The sequence below is a fragment of the Chitinophaga fulva genome, from assembly GCF_012927205.1.
Classification (GTDB): domain Bacteria; phylum Bacteroidota; class Bacteroidia; order Chitinophagales; family Chitinophagaceae; genus Chitinophaga; species Chitinophaga fulva.
In genome coordinates, this window is the sequence record NZ_JABBGC010000004.1 from 365,322 (window position 1) to 385,919 (window position 20,598).

A 20,598-nucleotide genomic window follows, 5' to 3' on the forward strand; every position below is an offset into this window, starting at 1 on the left:
TTTTGAATATAATTCACCTCAGTTATCCCGCGTGGTGTAGTAGTTGTAATCATTCAATACGGTTTCCAGGAAACTGGTATTGGGCAAATCGGATTGAATATGCAACACCTCTTTTACGCGATGGGCCACTTTGGCCGCCAGTACTTCATCTCCGGCCAGCAGCGCTTTGTCGAGCAGTTCCTTCACCTTGTTCATATCCCGGTCAGATAACCGCATGATCTGCGGAAACTGTGGCTGGTAGTCGGAGGCCGACATATCCCGGAAAATGGTTTCTTCAATGCTGCCCTTACGTTTGGTATTGATCACTATAGTACCGGCCACCAGATCGCCCAGGCGCTGATTGTAAGGGGTACGGGACATGGTCACTATCGGAAGGATCACAGGTATAAAGAACAGCCCTGCCATCAGCGGGGATTCTATCATCCGGAATATCCACCGGATAAGATGCTGGCTTGCGGTAGGCTGATTGCCGGAAAGGCTCACCACCTTCATGTGCATCATTTTTTTACCAGGCGATTGCCCGCCCATGGCTATTTCCGTTACCAGGAAATACAACATGACAGGTATCGACACGACCAATATGATAAACGCCATTCTGGCGTCAGAATTTATATTAAGTGCTGAAATGGCTATAAATGCCAACAGGACATAAGCCGCCCTGATCCCGAAATCAATGAGCCAGGCGAGAAAACGCGTCATCGCATCCGCCGTTTCAAATTCGAGGTCAATGTTAAAGGAAGTTGGTATTTTTATGTTGCTCATACTCAAATTTACATATTTGTTTATATATTGTTAAACGATTTAGTATGTTTGCCCGATACTCCCCCTTATACTGTAGGTAGATATCCGGATTCAAAAAAAGGGAATTTGACTCATTATGAGAGAATCGTTGTTTATCAAGAAAAATTTGCCCCGCTGGAAACAGATCCAGGAGGAGCCAACGGAGGACCCCGATGAAATGGCGGAAAGATTTGTTTCCTTACTGGATGATCTCTCTTATGCCAAAACATTCTATAGCTTCAGTAAAGTAACCCGCTATATCAACGGACTGGCATCCGGTATTTACCAGCGTATTTATCAGAACCGCAAAGAAGAGGTAGGCCGTTTTCAATTGTTCTTCCGGTATGAACTACCGCTGTTGTTCCGGCAGTATCACCGCCTGTTGCTGTTTACGCTTTGTTTTTTCCTGTTGTTCTGTATTATCGGTGCTTTTTCTTCAGCGCATGATGAAACATTTGTCAGGGGGTTTCTGGGAGATGAATATGTAAACATGACAGAACGGAACATCGCGAATAACGACCCTTTCGGCGTATATAAGCAAGGCAACCCGTTGCTGATGTTCCTGCAGATAGCCATCAATAATATCCGGGTATCGCTGATGTGTTATGTAGGCGGTATCTTTCTTGGCGCGGGTTCTTTGTACCTGTTGCTGCATAACGGTATTATGCTCGGCGTGTTCCAGTATATTTTCTTTTCGCACGGCCTGGGCTTCAAGTCCATACTGGTGATCTGGATACACGGAACGCTGGAGATTTCCAGTATCGTTATTTCCGGCTGCGCGGGTATTATCCTGGGGAAGAGCCTCCTGTTTCCCGGCACACGCAAACGGTTGGATTCACTGCGTAAAGGCGCTAAAGATGGCATCAAGATCATGGTGACATTGATCCCTATTTTCGTGGTGGCCGCTTTCCTTGAAGGATTTGTGACCCGTTATACTGAAATGCCGTTGTGGCTTAGCCTTTTCATACTCGCGGGTTCATTGTTGTTTATGATAGGCTACTTCGTTGTATATCCCATCCGTCTGCACCGTAAAGGATACCGCCTTAGCGAGAGCGGTAAAGTGATGGTTCCATTGCCCCGTTCAAAGCAGTAAATATGATGAAAAGAGTTTACAGAAAATATGGTTGGCTGCTGCTGTTATGCTTGTCGAGCGTACCACTGACGGGGATTTCGCAATCTGTTCCACCGCCCCCGCCTGAACCACCACCGGCGATAACGGTATCAGCAGAAGATACGTCGGCATTAACCTCACCCGTGGAAACAGCAACTGAAGAGGAAAGCACACAGGAGCAGGCTGCGCCTATACTGGATGAATATGGAGAAGAAGTGGAGCTGCCTCCGTTTGATAAACGGGCCGTGCATGAAAATACCATGAGGGGGCTGAAGGCGGATGATGATATGCAATACCGCGATAAGCCCAGTGAAGACACCCAAACAACCTCCAAATTCGGAGAAGGAGTTGCGCGTTTTTTTGCCATGATCTTCTATGCCCTCTGGCAATTTAGCTGGGTAATCCTCATACTGCTGTTAGCGGGGCTTGGTTACCTGCTGTACCGGTTTATGAAAAACAACGACCTGAGCATCTTCCGAAAACCCAAATTGGTAGATGGTCTGGAGGAAATACAGGAAGAAAACCTGCAGAGCGCGGCAGAGTATGAAGAAAAAATCCGTGCAGCCATTGCTGCGGGAGAGATAAGGCAGGCTATCCGCTGGTGGTATCTGTATACACTGTTTCAGCTGGCCAACCGCCAACTGATCACTCCGGGACGGGAAAAAACCAACAACGATTATCTGCGCAGTATGCGGAACACACCTTACTATAAAACGTTTTCCACATTAACGTTGGACTATGAATATATCTGGTACGGCGGATTTGAGATCAGTGCAGACAACTTCAGGACCATGGACCAGCAGTTCAGGGATTTTAATAACCAATTAGGCAAAGCTTCGTGAAAAACAGGACCACCTATATCATCATCGGCGTTATATTGCTCCTGGTAATATTGCTGGCTTTTGTCGGCAAAAAGGGGACGCTGAACAATGACCGGCTATCTACCAAAATGGAGAAATCATCTTTCTCCAGCAAGGATAAAAAGGCTGGTGGCGCTTATGTGGCATTTAGAACATTACCGGAACTTTTTACCCGTCACTCTATACAGGTAGTGACCAAACCCTTTGCCACCACTTACGCCAAGGAATCGGAACTGCGTTATGCAGGCAACAACTATATCCTGGTGGCCAATGAATTGTTTACTACTGAGAAAGACGTAGAATCCATGATGGAATGTGTGTCCATCGGCAACTATTTATTTCTGAGTGTAAACAAGATCGATCCGTTGCTGGCAAAGAAGCTGAAATGTAAGGTAGTGGAGGGTTCTAACTATCAACCCGGTGTTCCCACTAAAGTGCAGGGGTATAATGATAAGTCAGTACTGCTGGATACAACTTACAGCTACAGCGGGATGGTTGCCGGCAGCTATTTTTCTGCTATCGATACCGGCTATACGAAAATACTGGGCAGCAATTTTAAGGGTAAGCCCAATTTCATCCGGGTAGTACACGGGCGCGGCTGCTTTTTTATATCGCTGAATCCGTATACGTTCACCAACTATTTCCTGCTGGAACAGGATAATATCGCGGCGCTGGAAACGCAACTGTCCTATATGCCGGACAATGCGTCCAATATTTACTGGGACGATTTTTACAGTCATCAGGACAGCGCACAGGCAGGTGATTTCAGCGAATGGCAGGTGCTGATGCGTTACCCTTCGATGCGCTGGGCGCTGTGGCTGGCGGTATTGCTGCTGTTGCTGTATGTGCTCTTCGAAGGGAAAAGAAGACAACGTATTATCCCGGAGAAACCTGTACTGGCCAACAATTCCCTGGAATTTGTGGATGCCATCGGCCAGTTATATTATCAGCAGCACGACAACTTCAACCTGGCGCATAAAATGACGCTGCATCTGTTGGAGTATATCCGTAACCGTTATTACCTGAATACCAATCATCTTAATGCACAGTTCATCGAAGCATTGTCCAAAAAAGCGGCCATGCCGGAAAATGAAGTACGGGAGCTGATCAATATGGTGCATCATATTCAACTGGCCGGACAGGTAAGCGACGAACAATTGCAACATTTTTATCAACGCATTCAACATTTTTATTTAAATACGAAATAATGGATATCAATACCTTTCAACCCAGGACTGATTTTACCACCCTGCATGAAGGCGTGGAAGCTATCAGAGCACAGATTGGTCAAGTAATTGTGGGACAGCACCAGATGGTGGACCTGCTGATAGCAGGCCTGCTCACACAAGGGCATGTACTGATTGAAGGGGTGCCGGGCGTGGCGAAAACACTGACCGCTAAATTGCTGGCACAGTGCATAGACGCTGATTTCTCCAGAATACAGTTCACCCCTGACCTGATGCCGGCAGATGTGCTGGGCACTTCTGTATTCAATCCCCAAACACGGGAATTCGAATACAAAAAAGGGCCTATCTTCAGCAACCTGGTACTGATAGATGAAATCAACCGTGCCCCGGCCAAAACGCAGTCTGCGCTGTTTGAGGTGATGGAAGAAAGACAGATCACCAATGATGGAACAACCTATCAGCTGGACCGTCCGTTTATGGTTATTGCCACACAGAACCCGATAGAGCAGGAAGGTACCTATCGTTTGCCGGAAGCACAGCTGGACCGTTTCCTTTTTAAAGTGGAAGTGAAGTATCCGGACCTGAAAGAAGAAGTAGCGGTGCTGCAAAGTGTGCAACGGCTGAATGGCGCTACAGACCTGTCTAAAGTAGTAGCGAAGGCAGTCACGGCTACGCAGGTGATTGAATTCCAGAATCTGGTACGCCAGGTAAGGATTGACGAAAAACTGTTGCATTATATAGCTTCCATTATCCAGGAAACCCGTATGAATGCATCGTTATACCTGGGTGCTTCACCGCGTGCATCCATTGCTGTTATGAACTGTGCTAAAGCCATTGCTGCCATGCGTAACCGCGACTTTGTCATTCCTGATGATATTGTGGAAATGATTCCCAATGTGCTGCGTCACCGTATTATGCTGACACCGGAAAAAGAAATGGAAGGAATCCGTACTGACGATGTGATCGCACAGATCATCAAGATGGTAGAGGTTCCCCGATAAGCTGATTGTATATGTCTTCAACTGTAAAAAACAACTTGTATCAGCAGCTGTTTTTCAGCAATCGCCTGTACATGGGACTGGGGGCCAACATCCTGTTGTTCATCATCTCCTTTTTTGTACCGGGACTGTACAATGTTGCTATATTGATTTTCGTGGTGCTGCTGGTATTGCTGGCGCTGGATATGATATTGCTGGTATTGAGGCCGGCCAGTATCCTCCAGGCTGTGCGTACGGCCAGTCCCCGTTTTAGTAATGGAGATGAAAATGACGTATTGGTCACCTGCACCAACCGTTATCCTTTCCCGGTGTTTGTAACGCTGGTGGAGGAGCTGCCATTCCAGTTCCAGGACCGTAATTTTGCTATGAAAGCGAAGCTGGGTGCCGGTGAAGAGTATGCGTTCCAGTATAAGCTGCGCCCGGTGGAAAGAGGCGTATATCATTTTGGATATACCTACATTTTTGTGCAGAGCGCGTTGGGTATCGTTAACCGTCGTTTTGTTTTTAACACGGAGCAGGACGTGCAGGTGTATCCCAGCTTTCAGCAGCTGCGGCATTTCTCCCTGTATTCCTATATGAACCGGCTCAATGAGATGGGCGTGCATAAACGCCGTGTGATTGGTCACAGTATGGAGTTTGATCACATTAAACCCTATACGAAGGGGGATGATGTGCGTATGCTCAATTGGAAAGCGACGGCCCGTTCCGGTAACCTGATGGTGAATAACTATGTGGAAGAAAAATCGCAGCAGGTATATTGTGTGATCGACAAGGGGCGCACCATGAAGATGCCCTTTGACGGACTGACGTTGCTGGATTATGCTATCAATTCGTCATTGGTATTCAGCAATGTGGCCTTGGGCAAAGGCGACAGGGCAGGACTGGTAACGTTTAATGAAAGCGCTGTGGAAGTGTTGCCAGCAAGCAATAAAAAGGTGCAGCTCAACAAGATACTGGAACAGCTGTATGCGCAGGAAACACAATGGAAAGAGAGTGATCTGGAGGCGTTAAGCGTGCAGTTGCGCAGCCATTTATCACAGCGTTCGCTGCTGATATTATTCACCAATTTTGAATCGATGTCCAGCCTGCAACGGCAGTTGCCTTATCTGCGGCGGCTGGCGAAGTACCATCTGGTATTGGTCGTGTTTTTTGAAAATACGGAGCTGAAGCGGATTACAGAGCAGGAGGCCGTGGATGTGGAAGCTATTTATAAACAGACTATCGCACAGAAGTTTGCATACGATAAGAAACTGATCGTGAAAGAGCTGGCCAAATATGGCATTATGTCTTTATTGAGTACGCCGGAGCATCTGACGCTGAATGTGGTTAACAAATACCTGGAGCTGAAGGCGCGTACGCTGATTTAAGGTTATTGACGCCGGCCCCGTGGCCTTGTCTGTCCCGGTGGGGGCGGCAGATCGGGGTCGGGCATTATTTTGACAGGCACTTCTGAGCGGATATACAGGTTCGGGTTCGCTTTGTACCATGCTTCCATGATAACTGCTTTGGCAGTATCATTTTGTTCCACCAATACATCTTGTCCGATAACGGTGCCGGCGGAAGTCCGGAACCGCAGCTGTACAGTATCCAGTGGTAGTACCCGGCCGCTGTTGAATTTCCCTTCTACGTTCATGTAATAGCGGATGTTGCGTTTGATGCTGTCCGCATAATGGTTGAAACGCATGCCCACCAGGTAGGGTAGGGTAAGTGTGTTTGACAGCGGTGCTGTTCCTTCCCCGTTAACGGTGACGGTTACACGATAATGCTCCTTTGCCAGTTGAAGACGGTTGAAATACAGGATACCGTCCCGGATATTGCCGTTGGAGGTGCTGACCTGTATTTTATTCCAGCGAAGGTTGCCGCGCAACATACCTGCGGTTTGGCGGGTGCTGCTGTCGCTATACACGAATTCCAGTCCGATAGGTATACGGTCATAGAGTTCGGCCACAGCCGTGGTATCGTACCACACATTGATACGTGCAACCTTTGCCTGTTGGGCTTGTGCCAACAAAGTGAGCAGCAGTGATATGGACAGCAGCAGGTATTTTTTCAAAGTCTTATGGTTTATCGCACTGCCATTTGTCTGGCTACGTACTTGCCCAGAATGTCAAACTCCAGATTAACGAGGTGTCCCGGGTGCATGAATTGTACGTTGGTGAATGCGAACGTATATGGTATGATGGCCACTGAAAATTCCTTTTCGGTGATATCGAATACAGTGAGGCTGATGCCGTTCATGCAGATGCTTCCTTTTTCCACGATCAGGCCGGCGTTGGCAGTGGGATAGGTGAAGCGGTACAACCAGCTGCCGTTCTGCTCTTCGCGGGAGACGCAGGTACCGGTGCCATCTACGTGGCCTTGTACGAGGTGCCCGTCTATACGGCCGTTGAAGACCATGGCCCTTTCCAGGTTAACCCTGGCGCCTGGCACGAGCAGTGACAGATTGGTTTTCTGCAATGTTTCCGCGACAGCTACCACTTCGTAGGTATCGCCCTGTATATTGGTAACGGTAAGGCATACACCGTTATGGGAAACGCTCTGGTCTATTTTGAGTTCACCGGCAACAGACGACTTGATATTGATAATGAGATTACCGCCGTCTTTGCGGGTGGACATAACTTCTCCTGTTGTTTCAATGATTCCTGTGAACATGCAGCGAATTTAAGAAAAAAACTATACCCTTGGTTTCCAGGGAATTTCTTCCACGCCCAGCTTGTGGCCGGTCCAGCGGGCCAATACAAAGAGGTAATCGCTCAGGCGGTTGATGTATTTGAGTACCAGCGGTTCGATGAACATCTCATGTTCCTGCATACCTACGCAGAGCCTTTCGGTGCGGCGGCATACACAGCGGGCAATATGGCAGGTAGATACGGCTACATGTCCGCCCGGAAGAACGAAGTGTTTCATGGGAGGCAGCTCTTCATTCATTTTATCGATGCTGGTTTCCAGCAACTGGATATCTGCTTCGTGGAGGTCTGGGATGCGCATTTTGGTTTCCTTGTCAGGGTCGCAGGCGAGTGCTGCGCCGACGGTGAACAGGCGGTCCTGTATTTCCTTCAGCAGGGTTTTGGTGTCCGGATCTGCCATGTAATCGTTGACCAGCCCGATATAGGAGTTCAGCTCATCTACGGTGCCATAGGCATCTATGCGAAGATCGCTCTTGGGTACTTTGGTACCGCCTATCAGGGAGGTTTTGCCTTTATCCCCTGTTTTGGTGTATATTTTAAGAGACATGTCTTTTTTCTGCAAAATACGAATTACGCAGCGGTCATGATTTGAGCAGGGCTTCTTTTTTCTCATTGACCCTGTCAGACTCGATGACACCGTCTCTCAGGCGGATGATCCTTCTGGCGTGATCGGCGATATCTTCCTCATGCGTAACCAGTACTACGGTGTTGCCGGAAGCGTGGATACTGCCGAATATGTCCATGATTTCGATGGAGGTTTTGGTATCGAGGTTACCGGTAGGTTCGTCCGCGAGGATGAGGGAAGGGTCGTTCACGAGGGCGCGGGCGATGGCCACACGCTGGCACTGGCCACCGGAAAGTTCGTTGGGTTTATGTTTGTAGCGGTCGCCCAGCCCTACCCGTTCGAGCATCAGGCGTGCTTTTTCCTCCCTTTCTTTTTTGCCGATACCAGCATAGATCAGGGGTACGGCCACATTTTCGAGGGCGGTGAGGCGGGGCATGAGGTTGAACTGCTGGAAAACGAAGCCGATTTCTTTACCGCGAACGCCGGCGAGGTCATTGTCTTCCATGGTGCTCACGTCATGGCCGCTCAGGATATATTTACCGTCGGTAGGGGAGTCCAGGCATCCGAGAATGTTCATGAGCGTGGATTTACCGGAGCCGGAAGGTCCCATCAGGGCAACATACTCGTTTTTAAAGATGTCCAGGGATACCCCCTTGAGTACCGGTAGCTCATTTTTACCTAAAAAATAGCTTTTTCTGATGTCTTCCAGGTGGATAACGGACTTTTGCATGTGGTTATTTCTTTATGACTTTCGGTACCTCGAAGTATTCAGAGGTGGCCGCAGGTGCGTTTTGAAGGCCTTCTTCCCGGGTGATGGTGGTCATCACCTTATCTTCCCGGAAAACATTATAGTCAGCGGTAAGATGTAACAACGGTTTTACATCGGTAGTATCCAGTTCATTGAGTTTCTCCACAAAGGTGATCATCCGCTGGAGATCGCCACGGATGGCGGTTTTCTCCTGCTCATTGAATTCCAGTCTGGCGAGATCGGCTAACTGTTGTACCAGGGCGTCGTTCACTTCCATAATCAAATTAAATCAAAAAATAATAAAATGTAATTGCCAAAATGATGGTATCTCAAAAATAGGGATAAACGGAGAGCTTTCAACAGCCTTCCATCGCCTTTTTGGACAATTTATGATATTTTTTTACAGATCGGTGGATAAGGGAATATTAAAAGCTAACAGCTATTCTTTAAATTGCGCCCTGTTATGGCTACAGAAAAAGAAATTGTGGTGAGCGGCATACGCCCCACCGGTTATTTGCATTTAGGCAATTATTTTGGCGCGATCCGTAATTATATCCGGATGCAGGAAGAGTTTGACTGCTACTTTTTTGTGGCGGACTGGCATTCGCTGACGACCCATCCGAACCCGAAAGACCTGCAAGCCAATGTGATGCGGGTGCTGGCAGAAAACATCGCTTCCGGCCTCGATCCGGAAAAGGTGACCCTGTACGCCCAAAGTCATGTACCGGAAATAGCGGAGCTGTATCTCCTGATGAATATGCTGGCTTACAAAGGTGAGCTGGAGAAAGTACCTACGTTTAAAGACAAGGTAAGATTGCAGCCTGAAAACGTGAACGCCGGCCTGTTGACCTACCCGGTGTTGATGAGCGTGGACATTCTTATTCAGCGTGCCGTGAAAGTGCCGGTGGGCAAAGACCAGGGACAACACCTGGAAATGGCCCGCAACTTCGCGCAGCGTTTTAATAACCGTTATGGTGAGCTGTTCCCTGAACCGGTAGCCTTCAACTATGGCGATAACCTCGTACGCATCCTGAGCCTCGACGGTAAAGGGGGTAAAATGAGCAAGAGCGAAAATGAAATGTCTACCATCTATTTATCTGATGATGATGACAAAATTCGCAAGAAACTGAGCAAAGCGAAAACCGACAGCAGTAGCGGCGTACCGGGCGAACCTATGCCGGAATCCGTGGCCAACCTGATTGTGTTGATGGAACTGGTGTCCAGCCCTGATACTGTTAAGTTTTATGTAGATGCTTTTAATGCCGGCACGATCCGCTATGGTGATATGAAAACTCAGCTGGGGGAAGATATGGTGAAATTTATTGCGCCTATCCGCGAAAAAGCCAAAGACCTGCAAGAAAATCGGACCTATCTGCATAAGATCATGAAAGAAGGTGCTGAAAAAGCGCGGGCAAATGCGGCACAAACTTTGCAACAGGCGAGAAATCTCATTGGTTTAAACTATTTTGAGTAACCACAGCTGTCAGCAATTTTCAGTATTCACGACCTTTCATTAGCATGGCAAAACAAAATAAAATCAAACATATCGCGATCGCCGGCAATATCGGCGCGGGTAAAACCACCCTCACCGAAATGCTCTGCCGCCATTACAAATGGCATCCGCAGTATGAAGATGTAGAGCACAACCCATATCTGAACGATTTTTATGAAGATATGCCCCGTTGGTCTTTCAACCTGCAGGTGTATTTCTTAAACGGCAGGCTGAAACAACTGCTCGAAATCCAGAATGGAAAAGAGACAGTGATACAGGACCGCACCATCTATGAGGATGCGCATATCTTCGCGCCTAACCTGTATGAGATGGGCCTGATGACCAAAAGGGATTTTGATAATTATTTCAACTTCTTCCAGACGCTGAAAAGCATGGTGAAACCGCCAGACCTGCTGATTTACCTGCAGGCGTCCGTTCCCACGCTGGTAGCCCAGATACAGAAAAGAGGAAGAGAATATGAAGAAAATATCCGGCTTGATTATCTCAAACGGCTAAACGAATATTACAACAACTGGATTGAGAAATACGATGAAGGTCCATTGCTGGTAATTGATATTGATAAAAATAAATTCCCCGAGAGCGATGAAGACCTCGGAGAGATTATTTCAAAAATAGATTCCCAGCTGCACGGGCTTTTCTGATCCTGACGGCAACATCTTATTACGCCCCGTCTGGCAACCGCCAGACGGGGTTTTTATTTTCCAGGAAAATTTTTTCCCGCGTTTAGAAGTGATTAACATTTGCCATTTTTTCCCGGTGTATGTTTGTCGTACAAGAATTGTTTGTTAAACCCCCGCTATGAAACCATTGTTACTGACCATTGTTTGTGTGTCATACTTTCTGTTGACGTATGCACAGTTTTTATCGACGCCGGCCGGGAAAGACGCTGCCGCAGGCAGTTACAGCCGTCGTTTTCAACAGGTGGCATCGGCCGCCTATCAACCCGCCGGGTTGTCTTGTCTGCGCGCCTTTACAGCAGGTATTTATGCAGAACAGCGTTTTCTACTACAGGAGATTCCGCTTTATCAGGCGATGGCCGCTATCCCCGCAGGGGCCGGTGCGTTTGGTTTACAGTTGATGCGGTTAGGTAGTAGCGTTTACTACCGGCAACAGGCAGGGCTGGCCTATGGCATGCGGCTGGGGCGGAAAGTCGGACTGGGGCTGCAAGGCAGTTATCTTACGGAAATGATATCCGGGTACGGCAGTCACACTGGTGTAGCCGTGACAGGTGGCTTGTTATGGCATGCCAGTGAACAATGGCATACCGGCATCCGTGTCAGCCATTCCCGGCCAGGGACGACCATATACAGCGCCGGTATTGGCTTTGAAGCTTCCTCCGCTTTTTTACTGAGTGCCGAAATAGGAAAAGCCGACGATGAAACCGCGTGGCTGAAAGCAACAGCCACCTACCGGATCGTTCCGCCGCTGGCGTTGCAATGGGGATTTGCCACTTGTGCACCCTTTCAGCATGCCGGTATCACCATTCATTGGCATATGCTGCAGATCATGTTTGCAGCCGGCTTTCATCCTCAACTGGGCATTACACCTTCAACCACTATCATATGGCAGCGGGATGGTACAGAATAACTGTGACGTTGCTGCTGTTGTGTGGTAGCTGGGAGAAGGTGACAGCCAGACAGGAAACGGAACTGCCAGCCGTTATGGAAAATGCGCTGGAAAATGAAACCGCTGCAACAGACGCCGCGTCAGACGATGATGAGAACTGGCAGCAGCTGGAAGACTTTATGCGGCACAAGATACAGCTGAATACCGCGGACGAGGCTACGTTACATTCGTTAGGAATGCTGACAGATATACAAGTGCAGGAGTTCCTGACCTACAGACGGCTGTTGGGCGACCTGGTCAGTATCTACGAACTACAGGCGGTGCCGGGGTTTGAGCCGGATGTGATACGGCAGTTGTTGTCCTATGTGAAAGTAGGGAATGATCTTATGCCGCATTACAACATGCATGACTACCTGCATAAAGGCGGACATACTGTATTGTTACGTTACGGCAGGCAGCTGGAAAAGTCACGCGGATACCAGGGTACAGCCACTGCGGCACCGGCCTATCAAGGCAGTCCGGACAAGGTGCTGCTGCGTTACCGGTATAGTTTTCCGCGCTACATCAGCTGGGGCATCACGATGGAGAAAGATGCCGGCGAGCCATGGGTCGGGTTTCCGAAGCAATATGGTTTCGACTATTACAGCGCGCACCTGTTTGTCCGTAACGCAGGATGGCTGAAGACCGTCGCCCTGGGAGATTACACAGTGAACCTGGGACAGGGGTTGTTGCAGTGGCAGGCGCATGCCTATGGTAAAGGTGCGGCTGCCATGCAGATAAAGCGGGAAGGTGACGTGTTACGGCCACATACTTCTGCCGGAGAAAATAATTTCTTCCGGGGAGCGGCTGCTACGTGGGAGCAACGGGCATGGCAGGCGACAGCCTTCGTGTCGCTGCGCCGGCTGGATGGTACACTGGCACCTGCTAATGATCAGGAAGAAGCGAGTGCGACTGCCTTGCAACGTAGCGGTTATCATCGTACGCTGGCGGAGCTGTCCCGCAAAGGTGCCGTGCAGCAGTGGAGCGGTGGTGGTTGTATCCGTTATCAGCGCCATCGCTGGCAGCTGGGCGCCAATGTGGTCAGTCATCGCCTCGATCCCGCGCTGCAAAGAGAGTTGAAGCCTTATAGCCAGTTTGATTTCACCGGTGCACAATTAACCGGCGCCAGTGTGGATTATGCGGCGTACTGGAAAAATGTCCATCTGTTTGGTGAGGTGGCTGCCAGCGACAACGGTAAACCTGCCATCGTGCAAGGCGCACTGGCCAGCGTGGCGCCTATGGTGGATGTAGCGATGGTCTATCGTTATTATGATAAGGCTTACCAGTCTTTTTATACCAGCAGCTTCGGAGATGGTTCCCGGACGGTGAATGAACAGGGATGGTATACTGGTGTCAGTATGTTGCTCAGCAACCGCTGGAAGATAGAGGGATATGTGGATTTCTTTCGTTTCCCCTGGCTGAAATACCGTGCGGATGCGCCATCCGGCGGACATGATTTTTCAATGCAGGCGGTATACACGCCGAATAAACGCAAACGGCTGTCGCTGCGGATCACTAATGCTACCCATGCAGAAAACAGGAAGGTCCCGGGCAATGCACTGAACGTATTGAAGGATGTAACGTCAACGCACATACGTTTACAAGGCGAATGGACATATAGCCGCAGCTGGCAGTTCCGCGCGAGAGGGGAGTACAGCAGTTATGCAGCGGATACCGGCAGGAAAACAGGATGGATGGCGTATCTGGAAGCAGCATGGCATCCGCGTGCATGCCCACTGGTACTCAATGCAAGACTTGCCCGTTTCGGAACGGCAGACTATAACACACGGATATACGCTTACGAACGCAGCGTGCTATATGACAATGCAGTATCCATGTTGTATGGAGATGGTTGGCAGTACTATCTGAATGCAAAGTGGAAAATAAGCCGTCATTTGTCTTGCTGGATACGGATGCATCAGGTGCTATATTCCGGGCAACAAACCATTGGTACGGGGCAGGAAATGATTCCGGGAGACAGAAAAACCTTTTTTCAGTTGCAACTGCTTCGATCATGGTAAATACCTCCTAAATTGATTTTAAATTTTATTATTCTAAATGTGTGATTATTAGTTGATTATATACTTTGGGGTCTTTGCTGTTAAAAAAATGTTAACTACAAAGGAGCTAGAAAGGTTTTTTTTTATAACTTGGGGATGTTCAACCAAAATCTAAATCCTAAAAAACTAAACTATCAATGAGCCGCTTTTGAGAAAAGCTGTGCCCTTCTTTAGCAATGGCTATTCCAACTTGCTATCTTATTTGCTTGTTTGCTCGTTTGCTTGTGACTATATGCGATTATAGAAATGGTTTTTGCTGTCTACCATAAGTTAAATCAAAGCCTGATTAGAAATTAGTTATGCCGATAGCGGTGTGTACAATTGTATTGTATATACCAGGTTTACGACAACGATATATGCTGGACGCGTGTCCACTTTCTTTTTCAACCAAAATTTGAATCTTTTTATGAAAAAGGTTTTACTCCTTTTTGCCATGCCTATGGCAATTGTTAGCCTGACCTATGCCCAGGAGCGGCAGGTGTCAGGTACAGTAAAGGGCAGTGACGGAAGCCCGGTACTCATGGCTACCATACAAATTAAAGGCACGACCACCGGTACTACTACCGACAAACAGGGAAATTTCCACCTCACCGTAAAAGATGCTAAGGCAGTTTTAGTGGTGAGAAGCGTTGGCTTCCTCACCCGCGAGGTGATTGTAGGAGATAATCCCAGCCTCAATATCATCCTGCCGGTAGATACCAAAGCATTGCAGGAAGTAGTAGTAACGGCGCTGGGTATACGCCAGGAGAAAAAAGCCCTTGGCTACGCTGCGCAAGATGTTAAAGGTGAAGAATTAGTCAGAACAGCTCCTTCCAACCCTCTTAGTGCCCTTTCCGGTAAAGTAGCCGGGGCCAGCATTGTGACCGCCTCCGGTACACCTGGCGCCCCGGTAAGAGTACAGCTCCGCGGTGCTACCACCATCATGGGTAGCAACCAGCCATTATTTGTAATTGATGGTTTACCGGTGGACAATACAGAAACAAATACCTCCAGCGATGGCGGAGGTACCGGCGGTGTACTGCAGTCCAACAGAATGGTGGACATCAACCCTGATGACGTGGAAAATATCACCATGCTGAAAGGGCCGGCTGCCGCAGCATTGTACGGTAGCATGGCATCCAACGGTGCTGTGATCATCACCACCAAAAAAGGAAAAAGAAATCCCGATGGCAGATCTTTTAATATCTCCTATGGTATTACTGTCAACTTCGACAAGGTAAGCCAGTTGCCGGACAGACAAAATAAATATGCACAGGGTTATGGTGACCTCTCTCATCCCGGCGATGACGGCGGCCCTAAAGCTTATTCATTCGGGCCGGCTATCGATACGCTGGTGTTTGACGGCAAACCATATCTGTGGGATAAAAACGGTATGTTGGTTGGCAAAAGCCAGAACCCCGGCGGTAAACCAGCTATCGCCTACGACCCCTACCAGTTTTTCCGGACTGGCGTAGGTACACAGAATAACCTGGCTATCAGTGGTGGTACACCTAACCTGACTTACCGCGTGTCTGCTTCCATCTACAATCAGAAGGGTATGATCCCGCTCACTGATTTTAAAAAGAACACCATCGCTTTCTCTACAGATTATAAATTCTCTGATAAATTCAGCGTATTCAGCAACCTGAATTACGTGAACTCCGGCGGACGTCGTGCTCAGCAAGGTAGTAACCTGAGCGGTATCATGCTGGGCCTTCTAAGAACAACACCTACTTTCGATAACTCCAATGGCGCCAGTGATCCTACTGACCCTTCTGCTTATCTCCTCGGTGATAACAGTGGCGACCAGCGCAGCTACCGCGGTAGAGGTATTTATGACAACCCTTACTGGACGGTGAATATGAACCCCTTTAAAGATAACGTGCAACGTTTCTTCGGTACTGTGGGTGGTGTCTACAAACCTTTTGAATGGCTGAGCATTACTGAAAGATTCGGTGGTGATTATTCTCTTGATAATCGTAAACAGATTTATTCCAAAGGCTCCGGTGGTTTCCCCGACGGACAGTACTTCGAAGATCAGTTGAGCACTTTGGTGATCAATAATGACCTGTTTGCAACGTTCACAAAAAAAACCGGCAAGTTTGACTACTCCTTCCTGGTGGGTCAAAACGTGTATGATTATAAAACCAAATACCTGCATACACAGGGTGATGGACTGAGTGGTAACGACTTCCAGGGCGTTACCAATACCGGTAGCAATACTTTGTCTATCACTAATTCCCAACAACGTAGGGTTGCTTTCTATGGTAAAGCTAACGTGGCGTTCAATAACTATCTGTTCCTGGAGTTGACTGGTCGCTATGAAGGTAACAGCACATTGCCGGTGAAGAACCAGTTCTTCTTTTATCCTTCCGGTAGCCTCGGCTATGTATTTACCGAAGGGTTGAATATAAAGAGCGATGTATTGTCTTTCGGTAAAGTGCGTGTAGCCTTTTCCAGCGTAGGCCGTGGCCTCAATCCATACAGCCTGCAAACGTATTACGCACGTACTGCCCCCGGCGATGGATGGACCAACGGTGTCGTTTTCCCCTATAACGGTTTGGTGGGATACTCCAAGAGCGGTACACTGGGTAATCCCAACCTGACTGCGGAAAAAACCAATCAATTTGAAACCGGTGCAGAATTACGCTTCTTTGACAACCGCGTAACCCTTGATTATACCTACTATAAAGGTAAGAGTAAAGGTCTGTTAAATCAGGTGAGTATTGCACCCAGCAGTGGTTATGGATCAGCTTTCCTGAACGCCGCCTCTATGGAGAACCATGGTCATGAGTTAACACTGGGCATCACACCGATTCGCAGTAAAAATCTGGACTGGACACTCACCTTCAACTATGCCCAGAACAGAAACAAAGTACTGGCGCTGGCGGAAGGTATTGACCGCTTCGACTTCAACGGTTTCACCGGTATTTTCGTTTCTGCTATCGTAGGTAAACAATATGGCTCCCTCTACGGTACCGGCTATCTGAAAGATACACAGGGACGACTGGTGATCAACGACCAGGGTACGCCCGGCGATGGTTCTTATGGCTACCCGATCGTATATGATCCGTTACAATACCTGGGTGATGTAAACCCCAAATGGTCCGGCTCTGTAGGGAATATGTTCAATTTCAAAGGCATCATCCTCAGTTTCCTGATTGAAACCAAACAAGGCCAGAGCATGTGGAATGGTACCTGGGGCGCCATGACCAACTTTGGTACTAGCGCCAACACACTGGCCAGAGGCTCCCAAACCACATTTGATGGTGTAAAAGGTCATCTGGACGGCAGCAACAATCTGGTGACCAAAGGAGAAAGAAACGATATCAAAGCTGATCTTAATGCAGACTATTACAGCGGCGTAGGCAGCGGATTTGTGGTAAATGAACCATTCATCCAGGATGCCAGCTGGGTAAGGCTGCGTGAAGTATCCATCGGCTACAGACTGGTAGGTTCCAAAGTTTTCAAAAAACAAAAACCATGGTTTAATGCTGTAACGCTGACGGCTATTGGAAGAAATCTTTGGCTGCATACCAAATACACTGGTGTAGATCCGGAAACAAGCCTCTTTGGTACACAGGAAGCACAAGGATTTGATTACTTCAACAACCCGGGCTCTAAAACCTACGGCTTCAGTGCAAAATTTGAGTTCTAATTGAAAAATCGAAAAACAGAAGTTATGACTATTCTCAATAAAACACTTGTCACTGCTGGTTTCGCAGCCCTGCTTGCGTTGGGTAGCGGTTGTAAAAAGTACCTGGATGTGAACACGGATCAGGACAGACCCGTAGATGCTCCGCCTGCAGCGATCCTTACAGGTGCAGAAGTAATGGCTGGCTATACGCTGGGTGGTGCAGACGTGGCGCTCACTTCCAGTTTGCTCACCAACCAGGTGGATGGTACCAGCCAGCAGTTCAAGAACTATCAGTTGTACCAGATTGTGGCAGACAACCTGACTAACTGCTGGAGCAACCTTTATCAGGGTACGCTCAATAACCTGGCGGAACTGCGTAAAATGTCAGAACCCAAAAAATGGTATTTCTACAGTGGCGCCAGCAAAATACTGACCGCCTATGTATTGGGCTCCAGTACAGACCTCTGGGGAGATGTGCCTTACAGTGATGCTTTTCAGGGATTGGATTTCAAATTCAAACCTAAATATGATAAACAGGAAGACATCTATAAAACCATCGATGGGTTGCTCACCGCAGCTATCGCTGATCTGAACCAGCCACAGCTGGGACCGGTGCCCGGTGGCAACGATGTGCTTTATGGTGGTGATCCTGCGCTCTGGATCAAATTTGCTAATTCTTACCGGATGCGAATGCTGATCCACCTGACTAAAAAAGATCCGGCTGGTTATGCACAGAAGGTAATCGACGCTTCCAATGCAGCCGGTGGTATTATTTCAGCGGGTGAAGAAGCAGCTGTCGCTTTCCTGAATGATCCTACCAGAGCTAACCCGGTACAGCAGTTCAATGCACAACGTCCGGGTTACATCACTTATGATCAGTCCTTTATGATCAATCAGATGAAGGCGATCGGGGATAACAGGGTAGGGCCTTACCTTGGCGGCGCCTACGATTCCAAAACTTCCCCTGTGTTCCTGATAACTGCTTATGAGCTGGACTTTATCCTGGCAGAAGCACACGCACGTCTCGGACATGATGCTGACGCACAGTCTCACTACGAAGCAGCGGTACTCGGTTCCTTCCTCTCGGTAAAAGCTGACCCAACAGGTTATCTGGCCAAACCGGAAGTGAAGTATGATCCGGCTGCCAGTGCTACTGATAAGCTGAAGCTCATCATGACACAGAAATACTATGCGATGTACCTGCAGGCTGAGAACTTCACCGACTGGCGCCGCACGGGCTTTCCGGTGCTGACATCCAAAAACGCCGGTAAGGAAATTCCTAGACGTTATCCATACCCGCAGTCTGAGCTTTCCTACAATAGCAGCAATGTGCCCACCGGTATTTCACTCACTACCAAAATGTGGTGGGACCAGTAAAAAAAGCTGTTTAACCGCTTTCCATAAAAAAAGAGGGCTCATTGAGCCCTCTTTTTCTATTTTTGTAGGGCTAAATCATACAGATATGGAAAATCAGCACGAAGAGCAGAATCAGCTTAACATCGAGTTAAATGAAGAGATTGCAGAAGGGCAATATGCCAACCTCGCTATAATCACCCATTCCAATGCCGAATTTGTAGTGGATTTTGTCAATGTGATGCCCGGCCTGCCGAAAGCAAAAGTCAAGTCACGCATCATTCTCACGCCCCAGCATGCCAAACGTTTCATGAAGGCCTTACAGGATAATGTCAAAAAATATGAATCTGTTCACGGCACTATCCAGGACCAGGAACCGGTTTCTGTACCCATGAATTTTGGTGGTCCCACTGCTCAAGCCTGATTATACCATGGAACATATTTATTCTTATCATCATCTGACGGAGTTCACCCGCGAAGTTTTTATTCGTATGGGTTGTTCTCATGATCATGCCATGCTGGCCAGTGAAGTACTGGTAGCAGCCGATCTGCGTGGAATAGATTCTCACGGTATAGCCCGGTTGTCCGGCTATGTGCGTTTGTGGGAAGCCAAGAGAATTAATGCCCGTCCGAACATCCGTATTGTACACGAAACACCCAGCACTGCTGTGGTGGATGGAGATGCAGGCCTGGGCCTGGTTGTAGCGCCTTTTGCCATGGAAGTGGCCATACAAAAGGCTGCTGTCGCTGGTACCGGTTGGGTAAGCGTTAAAAACTCCAACCACTTCGGTATCGCCGGCTACCATGCGATGAAAGCGCTGGACCACGATATGATCGGAATGGCGATGACCAATGCCAGTCCGTTAGTGGCGCCTACTTTCGCGAAGGAAAGAATGCTGGGCACCAATCCCATCGCGGTGGCCATCCCGGCAAAAGAACAGCCGCCGTTTGTGGCGGACTTCGCCACTACTACTGCGGCCAATGGTAAATTGGAAATCCTGCAACGCAAAAACCAGGAAGCCCCCTATGGCTGGATTCAGGATAAAGACGGCAACCCCAGCACCAACCCGCATGAACTCAAAGATGGCGGGGCTTTGCTGCCACTAGGCGGCGACCGTGACCATGGAAGTCACAAAGGGTATTGTTTGGGAGCAATAGTTGATATATTTTCGGCCGTCCTTTCCGGAGCCAATTATGGACCATGGGCGCCTCCTTTTGTGAGCTTCCTGCCGCTGGCTCCCGATCCGGTGGGTGAAGGGCTGGGACACTTCTTTGGTGCCATGCGCGTAGATGCGTTCCGTCCGGCAGATGAATTCAAATCCCATATGGACACTTGGATCAGCCGCTTCAGGGCCGCAGTGCCGGTGGAAGGTAAACAGGTGCTCATACCCGGTGATCCGGAAAGAGAAATGCACCATCACCGCCTGGAAAACGGAATACCCGTGCTGGAGCCGGTGGTGAAAGATATGCAGGAGGTAGCTGCTAAATTTAATTTGAATTTTTAAATTTCTATCA

At 48.5% G+C, this 20,598-nt stretch carries 19 protein-coding genes; 13 read left to right on the forward strand and 6 right to left on the reverse strand.

The genetic code is table 11. From position 1 onward, the window contains the following. Positions 1-18 precede the first annotated feature (18 nt). Positions 19-762, reverse strand: coding sequence for an RDD family protein (locus tag HHL17_RS29925; RefSeq protein WP_169228507.1), 744 nt, complete (start codon positions 760-762; stop codon positions 19-21). Between the two features lie 115 nt (positions 763-877). On the opposite strand from HHL17_RS29925, the gene HHL17_RS29930 reads away from it, so the two are divergent. The 5 genes from HHL17_RS29930 to HHL17_RS29950 are packed head-to-tail and all read left to right on the forward strand — an operon-like array spanning position 878 to position 6,303. Next, the gene (locus HHL17_RS29930) at positions 878-1,873 is read left to right on the forward strand and encodes a stage II sporulation protein M (RefSeq protein WP_169228508.1); all 996 of its coding nucleotides are present in this window, start codon (positions 878-880) and stop codon (positions 1,871-1,873) included. A 2-nt stretch (positions 1,874-1,875) separates the two neighbouring features. Next, the gene (locus HHL17_RS29935) at positions 1,876-2,733 is read left to right on the forward strand and encodes a DUF4129 domain-containing protein (protein WP_169228509.1); all 858 of its coding nucleotides are present in this window, start codon (positions 1,876-1,878) and stop codon (positions 2,731-2,733) included. Continuing rightward, positions 2,730-3,959: a hypothetical protein gene (locus HHL17_RS29940; protein WP_169228510.1), complete on the forward strand. Its 1,230-nt coding sequence runs from the start codon at positions 2,730-2,732 to the stop codon at positions 3,957-3,959. Before HHL17_RS29935 ends, HHL17_RS29940 begins: the two co-directional genes overlap by 4 nt. After that, the gene (locus tag HHL17_RS29945) at positions 3,959-4,939 is read left to right on the forward strand and encodes an AAA family ATPase (RefSeq protein WP_169228511.1); all 981 of its coding nucleotides are present in this window, start codon (positions 3,959-3,961) and stop codon (positions 4,937-4,939) included. Before HHL17_RS29940 ends, HHL17_RS29945 begins: the two co-directional genes overlap by 1 nt. A gap of 11 nt (positions 4,940-4,950) precedes the next feature. Beyond that, the gene (locus HHL17_RS29950) at positions 4,951-6,303 is read left to right on the forward strand and encodes a DUF58 domain-containing protein (protein ID WP_169228512.1); all 1,353 of its coding nucleotides are present in this window, start codon (positions 4,951-4,953) and stop codon (positions 6,301-6,303) included. 2 nt (positions 6,304-6,305) lie between these two features. Here the strand turns inward: HHL17_RS29950 and HHL17_RS29955 are convergent, their stop codons facing one another. From HHL17_RS29955 to gatC, 5 genes are read right to left on the reverse strand one after another with little or no spacing between them, the layout of a single operon-like run. Continuing rightward, on the reverse strand, positions 6,306-6,989 hold the full coding sequence (locus HHL17_RS29955) for a hypothetical protein (protein ID WP_169228513.1): 684 nt from the start codon (positions 6,987-6,989) through the stop codon (positions 6,306-6,308). A gap of 11 nt (positions 6,990-7,000) precedes the next feature. Beyond that, the gene (locus tag HHL17_RS29960) at positions 7,001-7,588 is read right to left on the reverse strand and encodes a riboflavin synthase (protein ID WP_169228514.1); all 588 of its coding nucleotides are present in this window, start codon (positions 7,586-7,588) and stop codon (positions 7,001-7,003) included. A gap of 21 nt (positions 7,589-7,609) precedes the next feature. After that, positions 7,610-8,170 (reverse strand): cob(I)yrinic acid a,c-diamide adenosyltransferase, encoded by a 561-nt coding sequence (locus tag HHL17_RS29965; protein ID WP_169228515.1) that lies wholly within the window; start codon positions 8,168-8,170, stop codon positions 7,610-7,612. 34 nt (positions 8,171-8,204) lie between these two features. Further along, on the reverse strand, positions 8,205-8,918 hold the full coding sequence (locus HHL17_RS29970) for an ABC transporter ATP-binding protein (RefSeq protein WP_169228516.1): 714 nt from the start codon (positions 8,916-8,918) through the stop codon (positions 8,205-8,207). A 4-nt stretch (positions 8,919-8,922) separates the two neighbouring features. Further along, the gene (gene gatC / locus HHL17_RS29975; RefSeq protein ID WP_169228517.1) at positions 8,923-9,213 is read right to left on the reverse strand and encodes an Asp-tRNA(Asn)/Glu-tRNA(Gln) amidotransferase subunit GatC; all 291 of its coding nucleotides are present in this window, start codon (positions 9,211-9,213) and stop codon (positions 8,923-8,925) included. Positions 9,214-9,399: 186 nt separating this feature from the next. Between gatC and trpS the strand changes: the two genes are divergently transcribed. The 8 genes from trpS to HHL17_RS30015 all read left to right on the forward strand — a co-directional run bounded on the left by trpS (position 9,400) and on the right by HHL17_RS30015 (position 20,588). Beyond that, positions 9,400-10,410, forward strand: a complete 1,011-nt coding sequence (gene trpS / locus HHL17_RS29980; RefSeq protein WP_169228518.1) for a tryptophan--tRNA ligase — start codon at positions 9,400-9,402, stop codon at positions 10,408-10,410. A 44-nt stretch (positions 10,411-10,454) separates the two neighbouring features. Further along, complete coding sequence (locus tag HHL17_RS29985; protein ID WP_168871817.1) at positions 10,455-11,090, forward strand: deoxynucleoside kinase; 636 nt, start codon at positions 10,455-10,457, stop codon at positions 11,088-11,090. Between the two features lie 157 nt (positions 11,091-11,247). Then, complete coding sequence (locus tag HHL17_RS29990) at positions 11,248-12,036, forward strand: hypothetical protein (RefSeq protein WP_169228519.1); 789 nt, start codon at positions 11,248-11,250, stop codon at positions 12,034-12,036. Further along, positions 12,012-14,075: a ComEA family DNA-binding protein gene (locus tag HHL17_RS29995; protein WP_169228520.1), complete on the forward strand. Its 2,064-nt coding sequence runs from the start codon at positions 12,012-12,014 to the stop codon at positions 14,073-14,075. Before HHL17_RS29990 ends, HHL17_RS29995 begins: the two co-directional genes overlap by 25 nt. Positions 14,076-14,520: 445 nt before the next feature. Then, positions 14,521-17,751, forward strand: a complete 3,231-nt coding sequence (locus HHL17_RS30000; protein ID WP_169228521.1) for a SusC/RagA family TonB-linked outer membrane protein — start codon at positions 14,521-14,523, stop codon at positions 17,749-17,751. A 24-nt stretch (positions 17,752-17,775) separates the two neighbouring features. Next, positions 17,776-19,107 (forward strand): SusD/RagB family nutrient-binding outer membrane lipoprotein, encoded by a 1,332-nt coding sequence (locus HHL17_RS30005; RefSeq protein ID WP_169228522.1) that lies wholly within the window; start codon positions 17,776-17,778, stop codon positions 19,105-19,107. Between the two features lie 85 nt (positions 19,108-19,192). Then, entirely contained in the window at positions 19,193-19,507 is a 315-nt protein-coding gene (locus HHL17_RS30010; RefSeq protein WP_168871822.1) for a DUF3467 domain-containing protein, read from the forward strand. A 7-nt stretch (positions 19,508-19,514) separates the two neighbouring features. Continuing rightward, positions 19,515-20,588 (forward strand): Ldh family oxidoreductase, encoded by a 1,074-nt coding sequence (locus HHL17_RS30015; protein WP_169228523.1) that lies wholly within the window; start codon positions 19,515-19,517, stop codon positions 20,586-20,588. Positions 20,589-20,598 lie beyond the last annotated feature (10 nt).